The sequence below is a fragment of the Magnetococcales bacterium genome (assembly GCA_015231925.1).
Taxonomy (GTDB): Bacteria; Pseudomonadota; Magnetococcia; order Magnetococcales; family JADGAQ01; genus JADGAQ01.
On the sequence record JADGAQ010000176.1, the window covers coordinates 1 to 8,724 of the forward strand.

At 59.1% G+C, this 8,724-nt stretch carries 4 protein-coding genes, 2 tRNA genes and 1 pseudogene; 1 reads left to right on the top strand and 6 read right to left on the bottom strand.

Features of this window, described 5'->3' with window-relative positions; translation table 11 throughout:
* Positions 1-328: 328 nt before the first annotated feature.
* From HQL56_15825 to gyrA, 6 genes and pseudogenes are all read right to left on the bottom strand, one after another.
* Positions 329-1,384, bottom strand: coding sequence for a DUF1016 family protein (locus tag HQL56_15825; protein MBF0310987.1), 1,056 nt, complete (start codon positions 1,382-1,384; stop codon positions 329-331).
* Between the two features lie 197 nt (positions 1,385-1,581).
* Positions 1,582-2,505 (bottom strand): annotated as a pseudogene (locus tag HQL56_15830) (hypothetical protein).
* Between the two features lie 36 nt (positions 2,506-2,541).
* A tRNA-Ser gene (locus HQL56_15835) sits at positions 2,542-2,631 on the bottom strand.
* Between the two features lie 363 nt (positions 2,632-2,994).
* Positions 2,995-3,082, bottom strand: a tRNA-Ser gene (locus tag HQL56_15840).
* Positions 3,083-3,091: 9 nt separating this feature from the next.
* Positions 3,092-4,366, bottom strand: a complete 1,275-nt coding sequence (gene serS / locus HQL56_15845; GenBank protein MBF0310988.1) for a serine--tRNA ligase — start codon at positions 4,364-4,366, stop codon at positions 3,092-3,094.
* Positions 4,367-4,370: 4 nt separating this feature from the next.
* A complete protein-coding gene (gene gyrA, locus HQL56_15850) occupies positions 4,371-7,259 on the bottom strand; it encodes a DNA gyrase subunit A (protein MBF0310989.1) in 2,889 nt (962 codons plus the stop codon).
* Between the two features lie 167 nt (positions 7,260-7,426).
* Here gyrA and HQL56_15855 point away from each other — a divergent pair, with 167 nt between their 5' ends.
* The gene (locus HQL56_15855) at positions 7,427-8,665 is read left to right on the top strand and encodes a response regulator (protein MBF0310990.1); all 1,239 of its coding nucleotides are present in this window, start codon (positions 7,427-7,429) and stop codon (positions 8,663-8,665) included.
* The last annotated feature ends 59 nt before the right edge of the window (positions 8,666-8,724 follow it).

The window sequence follows — 8,724 nt, forward strand, 5'->3', positions numbered from 1 at the left end:
ATAATATTTGAATTTTAAAAGAAATTTCTCACACCCGTCAGAAACAGGGGTAACAGTAAGGGGTAACACTGGGGTAGCACCTTTCTGGCCGGAATCCCGGTTCGAATCCGACAATGGGATTCGAACTCACGGCCAAAAGGTATGGGCAGGTCTTGGGCATTTTTCCGCACAGGACGCGCTGTATTGCGTTTTTTCTGGCAAGACAGGCCAGCACATCCTGACGCAACAAAGTCGCCCAACGAGGTGTGTACGCCAAAACCAATCCAATCCCCGCGCAGCCAATGCCACCCAGTCAGCCAAGAGTTACCCTGTGAGAGTTGGTCTGCGATCATGACTTTTCATCCAAATCTCCCACATCCCCCGCCAGTTCCGCTTCAATCTCGGCAATGCTCGGCAAGTTACGCCCCAACATTTCCGGCAAGTCACGCAGCAATTGGTACTCGGCAACGCCAATGGGCTTCTCAATGCCTGACAGCGCATATTCCGCCACCAACCGGTTTTGTTGTTTGCACAATAGCAGACCGATGGTAGGTTTGTCATCCTCGGCCTTGACCTGAGCATCCACGGCGGCGAGATAAAAATTGAGCTGCCCTGCATGTTCCGGTTTGAAAGCGGTGGCTTTGAGTTCAATGACCACGTAACGTTTCAATCGCGTGTGGTAGAAGAGCAGGTCAATGAAAAATTCGTCTCCAGCGACTTCCAGTCGAAACTGCCTTCCGACGAAGGCAAAACCAGCTCCCAGTTCCAGCAAGAAACGGGTGATATGGCGGATCAACCCTGACTCGATTTCTCGTTCGTGCGCATCATCACCCAGGCCAAGGAAGTCAAACAGGTATGGGTCTTTCAGTGTGTCATGAGCCAAGGCTGAATCGGGCGCTGGCAAACGCGCCACAAAATTGCTCACCGCCGCTCCATGCCTCAGGCGTAGTTGGTTCTTGATGTTCAGCTCCAGCGTCGTGCGTGACCATCCGTGTTGCACTGCTTGTGCCGCGTACCAAGCGCGATCCATTGGATTGTCCAGCTTAGTCAGCAATATCACGATGTGAAACCAAGGCAATTGGTCAGCGGGCTGCTGACCAAATTTTCCATCCGGGCAATGCTGGGCAAAAAATCGCATATATTTGAGGTTGCTGGACGACCAACCACGCATGTCCGGAAAGCTGTCCTTCAAATCACGCGCCAGACGATCAATCACCTTTGCGCCCCAACCTTGAGCCTCCTGCCGCAGCAGAATCTCTCGTCCGATACGCCAGTAAAGTTGCACCAACTCGGAATTAACAACCAATGCAGCTCGTTGTTGAGAGCTGGCGATTTCTCTCTTGAGATGTTTTAGCCACTCGGCATAGTCATCAGGCAGAGCAGACAGGGTTGTGGTAGATGTCATATGGCGACCTTATTCATCATATTCTTGACTATCGTAAGATATACAGTTCTCGTACTTGGTGTAGGTCTGGCTTGTTCCATGTCGTTGCTCCTGTGCGGGTTGAAGTGCGCACATTGCAAAACAGGTCTCCGAGACTCAGCAACGATTTTTTGGGCGTGTCGGCAACGCGAGGCCGTAGCCTCCTGCGAGCAGGTCGCTTACTTCGTGGCTTGGTGCGCTTCCACCATGAAGAGAATGGTCGTCGCAGCGAGATTCAACGCATATCGTGCCAAGTATTCTGGCACTGTGACTGGCGCTGCACCCTGTCCGTGACCACCGTTCTTGTTCCGCACTGTCGGCACACCGCTTTCCAGCAGCGAGCGAATGGACGAGAACTGCGAATCGAAGTACGCAGGAAACAAGCCATTCTTCATGCAGGTATCGATCAGACTCTTCGCCGTGTCCGTTGGCTGTGTCGGCCAACCACGAAGACTACAAATCGTCTTCATAGTACTTTCGAATGCCTTCAGTGAATCAATAAGGCATTCTTTGTAGCGCCTATGTCGATAGTGCTCGTGGGCTTTCAGGAACTCTTCGTTCGCACCCTTGAAGTTCTTGTCACGCAGAACCGCCAGCGTTGGCTTAACAGCCTCAGCGTGCAGGAACTGAGAATCCACTCGGAGGATCTCACCAGACTCGAATGTGTAGCCAACCCCGTGCTCCTTGAATCGCTCGTTCAACTCAGAGACAGCTTCATCAGGATTAATCTTGGGCGTTGTGTGGTACCGGTACGATTGATTTTCGGCAATGTGGCCATGAATGACCTTGAAGCACAGTTCCACAACATCGAGCGACCTCTCGATGGATTGCTCCTGCAAGAAGAAGTTGAAAACCGAATCCTTGTCTGACCTGGGGTGTTTGACTAATTCAAACAATCCGTACTCGCGGCAGAGAGCTTGCTTCACAGACTGATATTCTTTTGCCGCAAATTTGGTGTTGTAGCCATCGGTTCCAAAGGCGTCGCTAATGATGTGAACGATCTATACCCGCAGTGGTTGCGGTAGGTCGTCATAGACATAGACATCGGGCATTTCGCCACGGGCGCGCTTCTGACGCTTAGAGAACAGATCGAAGACGCTCACAACCATCCCTCAATAGCTACGGAACATCCATGAAATTGGCGGTGGGTCAGGGATTCAACCCCTGGAAGGACTTACATCCTTGCTAGTTTTCAAGACAAGTGCATTCAACCGCGCTGCCAACCCACCTAACTCTGTGACGTGCCAAGAATCTGCCAAACGGCGCTAAATCTGTTGCCGAAAAAGCCCTTATAACGCTTTATTATTTTATATCACTTTCCGTTATTTTTGTACCGCCTGAACGTAAGCTCTCAATACCATTGCATTAAATCACTCTGCCATCTTTCCACAAAAAATACCGGAGTCATTTTTGCGCAAGCCCTCGGCGAGGCAATCTGTGCGTCTGCTGGATTCAGCGTTCCCACTCCTCCTGGGCGATGCACGGAAGGAGCATGTTCGTGCTTGGGTTCAGGAGGAAGGGGTAACAGTTTTGAAATTTTTCTCTTTCATTTGCATGCATTTATAAATTAATCAAAACGATAAATCGGAGTTTGGCGGAGGGGGTGGGATTCGAACCCACGGAACCTTTCGGTTCGGCGGTTTTCAAGACCGCTGCCTTCAACCACTCGGCCACCCATCCGCAACATGCTCAACCTTTCGGTTGAATCCGCTCCAGGCCACCCATGTAGGGGCGCAGGGCATCCGGCAGGACTACCGAGCCGTCGGCCTGCTGGAAGTTCTCCAGCACCGCCACCAGCGCCCGTCCCACCGCCACGCCCGAGCCGTTCAGGGTGTGGACCAGGTCGACCCGGCCCTCACCGCTGCGATAACGCGCCTTCATGCGACGCGCCTGGAAATCCTCCGTGTTGGAACAGGAGGAGATCTCCCGGTAGCAGCCCTGACCCGGAAGCCAGACTTCCAGATCATAGGTTTTGGCCGCCGAAAAGCCCATGTCCCCGCAACATAACGCCACCCGTCGGAAAGGCAGCTCCAGGCGGCGCAGCACCTCTTCCGCATGGCCGGTCATCTCTTCCAAGGCTTCATAGCTCGTTTCCGGGGTGGTGATCTGCACCAGTTCCACCTTGTCGAACTGATGCTGCCGGATCAAACCACGGGTATCCCGCCCCGCTGCCCCGGCTTCCCGCCGGAAACAGGCAGTCCAGGCAGTGAGACGCATCGGCAGGGCCGAGGCCTCCACAATGCCCTCCCTCACCAGGTTGGTCAAAGGGACTTCCGCCGTGGGAATCAGATAAAAAGGGTCGTCACGGGTGCGGAACAGATCCTCCTCGAACTTCGGCAACTGCCCCGTGCCCAGCAAACACCCCTCATGCACCAGAAACGGCGGCAGAATTTCCTCGTAACCGTGTTCCGTGGTATGCAGATCCAGCATGAGCTGAATCAGGGCCCGCGACAGCCGCGCCGCCGTGTTGCGCAACACCGTGAAACGCGCACCGGCCACCCTGGCGCCGGCGTCGAAATCGAGCCCCAGAGCGGGCCCCAGATCCCAGTGGGCCTGGGGGGCGAAGTCGAAAACCGGGGGCTCACCAACCACCTTCAAAACCGGGTTGTCCTCCGCGCTGTTGCCGTCGGGAACACTGGCATGGGGCAGATTGGGCAGTTCCAGCACCGCCTGTTCCAGACGGGTTTCCAGCACTTTCAGACGCTCGCCCAGTTCCTTGATGGCCGGCCCCACGCCCTGCATTTCGGCCAGTAGATCGCCGGCATCCAATCCCTGCTGCTTGCGCTGTCCCACCTCTTTGGAAATGGCGTTGCGCCGGGCCTGCAAGGCCTCGGTTCGGGATTGCACCTGGCGCTTTTCCGCCTCCAGCGACAGGAATCCCTCCAGATTGTAGCCCTTGCCCCGCCGCTCCAGGGACTTTTGCACGGCTTCGGGTTCCGTGCGGATTCTGCGAACGTCCAACACCGCCTCAGACCTCCTCTGTCGTCTCGGGCGCAGCTTCCGGCCCGGACTCGTCGCCAATCTCCTCCACGAGGTCGCCGTCTGCTTCGATGGCGTCTCGGGGGATGTCCACCTCCTGGATGCGGGCGATGGAAACCACCCGCTGATTGTTGCCCACGTTCAGCACCTTCACCCCCTGGGTACTGCGTCCGGTCAGGCGAATGGTGGCCACGTCGGTGCGCAACAGGGTGCCCTGATCGGTGATCAGCATCAACTGATCGCCCTCCTGCACCGTGAGGGCTCCGACCACCGCGCCGTTGCGCGCCGAAGTGATCATGGCGATCACCCCCTGGGTGCCGCGTCCCTTGGTGGGGAAAAGCTCTTCCTTGGTGCGTTTGCCGTAACCGGTTTCGGTGATGGTCAATACTTCGCAGCCGGGGGAGAGGACCGTCAGGGCGATGACCTGGTCGTCCGGCTTGAGCTTCATGCCGCGCACGCCTTTGGTACCGCGTCCCATGCGGCGCACCGCGCCGGAGCGGAAGCGCACCGCCTTGCCCGAAGCCGAAACCAGCATGATCTGGCCGGGAGCGCCGTCGCTGACCGCCACGCCGCCTTCCTCGTCCTCCGCGCCGCCTTCGACTTCTTCGCTTTCGACCACCTCCAGTTCCGCCTCGTCTCCCGCCAGTTCCTCGCCGCCCTCCTCGTCGGCGGGGACTTCCGCCTCGCCGGGCTGGCCGGGCAGCAGGGCCACGCCGATCAGATCGTCATCGGGCATCAGCAGAATGGCCTTCAGCCCGTTGGAGCGGATGTTGGCGTAATGCACCAAAGCGGTTTTTTTCACCAATCCCTTGCGGCTGGCGAAGATCAGATCCCAGTTGCCCACCTCGTTGGCCGGAACGGCCATGGGCATGATCTGACGCACCTTTTCGCCCGCTTCCAGGGGGATCAGATTGACCAGCGCCTTGCCGCGGGCGATGCGGCTGGCCTGGGGAATTTCGTAGACCTTGAGGCGGAAGACCCGGCCCCGATCGGTGAAACAGAAGATGGTGTCGTGGGTCGAAGCCACGAAGAGTTGTTCCAGGAAATCCTCTTCACGCATGCCGGTGGCGCTTTTGCCCTTGCCGCCCCGGCGCTGGGCCTGATAGTCGGCGGAAGGCTGCCGCTTGATGTAGCCCGCATGGCTCACCGTGACCACCATGGCCTCCTCGGTGATGAGGTCGGCCAGGGAGAAGTCGGAGACATCTTCCACGATGCGGGTGCGCCGCTTGTCGGCGTAGGCCTCGCGAATGACCTGCAGTTCGGTGCGAATGACCTCCATCAAACGGGAATCCGAGGCCAGAATGGCCTTCAAACCGGAGATTTCCCCCAGGATTTCGGCGAATTCGCCGTGGATTTTGTCCTGTTCCAGGCCGGTGAGGCGGTGCAGGCGCAGATCGAGAATGGCCTGTGCCTGGATTTCCGTGAGGCGGTAGCCGCCCTCCACGAACTGCGGGGAGGCGATTTCGCCGGCCTGCTCCAGGGGACCGGCGCTGGCGGCGGCCAGCAGCATGGCTTCCACCGGGCCCCGTTCCCATAAACGGGCCACCAGGGCCTCCCTGGCTTCGCCGGGGCCGGGGGAGCGACGGATCAGTTCGATGATCTCGTCGATGTTGGCCAGGGCGACCGCCAGACCTTCCAAAATATGGGCGCGTTTCTGCGCCTTGAAGAGTTCGAAGAGGGTGCGCCGGGTGACCACTTCGCGGCGATGGTTGATGAAGGCCTCCAGCATGGCCTTGATGCCCAGCACCTGGGGTCGCCCGCCGACCAGGGCCAGACTGTTGATGCCGAAGGTGGTCTGCATCGGGGTGTGTTTGTAAAGCTGGTTCAGCACCACGTCGGCGGCGGAGTCGCGTTTGATCTCGATGACGATGCGCATGCCCTGCCGGTTCGACTCGTCGCGCAGATCGGAGATGCCGGTGACCTTCTTTTCGCGCACCAACTCGGCGATGCGTTCCACCAGTCGGGCCTTGTTGACCTGGTAGGGGAGTTCTTCGACGATGATGGTTTCGCGTCCGTCCTTGTTGGATTCGGTGCGGGTGGTGGCGCGCACCACCAGGCTGCCGCGCCCGTTTTCGTAGGCGGAAAAGATGCCGCCGATGCCGTGAATACTGCCGCCGGTGGGGAAGTCGGGGCCGGGTACGAAGCGCATCAACTCGCGCACGGTGAGGTCGGGGGAGTCGATGAGGGCGCAGGTGGCGTCGATGACCTCGCCCAGGTTATGGGGCGGGATATTGGTGGCCATGCCCACGGCGATGCCCGAGGAGCCGTTAACCAGCAGGTTGGGGAAGCGGCAGGGCAGCACCAGGGGTTCGGTCAGGGAGCCGTCGTAGTTGGGGCCGAAGGGCACGGTCTCCTTGTCGAGATCGGCCAGCACTTCGTGGGCCAGACGGGTCATGCGCACTTCGGTGTACCGCATGGCGGCGGCGGCGTCGCCGTCGACGGAGCCGAAGTTGCCCTGACCGTCCACCAGCATGTAGCGCATGGAGAAGTCCTGGGCCATGCGCACGATGGTGTCGTAAACGGCGACATCCCCGTGGGGATGGTATTTACCGATGACATCGCCGACGACGCGGGCCGACTTTTTGTAGGGGCGATTCCAGTCGTTGCCCAGTTCCTGCATGGCGAACAGCACCCGCCGATGCACCGGTTTCAGTCCGTCGCGCACATCCGGGAGGGCCCGGCCCACGATCACGCTCATGGCGTAATCGAGGTAGGAGCGCTCCATCTCTTCTTCGATATTGACGGGAACCAACCCGTCCTCTCTGTCAGCCGTCGTCACGTGCCTAACTCTTCCACATCCCGGCGTGAAAGCCCCCAGGGCCAGGGTGAAACCACCCTTTTCGCTCCCGCCCGGACCACGGCAGCGAAACGGGAACATTCTATCAGGAATCGCTTCAGGACGCACCCCGTCTCATGTCATCCTCTTCTAACTTTGGCTGGGGTTGCGCGGAAGACGATGAAAGAGTAAACGTACATTAAGAAATTGATCCATCCGGCTACCGACCTGAAAGGTCGGGCCATTGCCCTGCCGAGAGACACAAGCCGATGCCGACCGTCGAGGGAGCCCTGAACTTTTTCCTTATCGATGACGATACGGAGCTGCTCACCGTCCTGGCCGAGCTGCTGCGGGGGGCGGGACATCGGGTCACGACCTTTTCCTCCGGTCTGGAGGCCCTGGCCCAGGTCCGGGAAGCGGCGCCCGACTGTTTGATCGTGGACCTGATGATGCCGGACATGGACGGGTTCGATCTGTGCCACCGTTTGTGCGGGGATCCGAGCATGCCCCGGCTCAAGGTCATCGTCCTCTCCATGAAGGCCTACGAGTTCGACCGGCAGCGGGTTTTCGCCCTCGGCGCGGACGGTTTCCTGACCAAGCCCATCCGCGCGGATCTTTTCGTCGAGCAGGTGACGGCCATTCTGGCGGAGCATGTGGATCTGACCTACTGGGGGGTGCGGGGCACCCTGCCGGTTCCGGGGCCCAGCTCGCTGATCTACGGCGGCAATACCTCCTGCGTGACCATGCGTTTGCCCGACGGCAACTATTTCATCTTCGACGCCGGTTCGGGCATCAAGAATCTGGGCAGCCATCTGATGCAAGCCAAACACCGGGGTTTCAAGGCGCGTATTTTCATTTCGCATCCCCATTGGGACCACATCAACGCCTTGCCCTTTTTCGCCCCGCTTTATGTAGCGGGCAACGAGTTCGAGATTCTCGGGGCCTCCCACGGGGATGTCTCCATGCGGGAGCTGATCTCCGCCCAGATGGACGGGGTCTATTTCCCCATTCAGATCAAAGCCTTCAGCGCCAGGGTCTATTTCCACAATCTCAAGGAGGAGACCCTCTCCTTCGGGGATACCACGGTGCGCACCATGTTGCTCAACCATCCGGGCAACTGTCTGGGCTACCGGGTGAGCTATCATGGCCGCAGCATCGTTTACCTCACCGACCACGAGCTTCTGCCTCGGGATCATGCCCATTACAACGCCCGTTACATGGAACGTCTGGCGGAGTTCGTGCGGGGCTGCGACGTGCTGATTTCGGATACCACCTACACCGAGGAGGAGTACGCCAAACGGCATCTCTGGGGGCACTCCTCCGTGACCGAGGTGGCGCGTCTGGCGCATCGGGCCGGTGTGGGGGCCCTGCATCTTTTCCATCACGATCCGGACCAGGACGACACCGCCATTGCCGCCAAGCTGGAGGAGGCGCGGAGCGTGTTGTCGGCCATGGATTCGGATTGTCTCTGCGAGGCACCGAAAGAGGGGCAGCATTTCGAAGTGTGATTCCTACGGGGGTCCGGGGGGGATTATCCCCCCCGGCGGGGTTCGGGGCGGCGCCCCGA

Bases quoted from the DNA above. Each gene is read 5' to 3' on its own strand.
- HQL56_15825 (MBF0310987.1), bottom strand. From the start codon at position 1,384: ATGACATCTACCACAACCCTGTCTGCTCTGCCTGATGACTATGCCGAG.
- gyrA (MBF0310989.1), bottom strand. From the start codon at position 7,259: ATGTTCCCGTTTCGCTGCCGTGGTCCGGGCGGGAGCGAAAAGGGTGGT.
- HQL56_15855 (MBF0310990.1), top strand. From the start codon at position 7,427: ATGCCGACCGTCGAGGGAGCCCTGAACTTTTTCCTTATCGATGACGAT.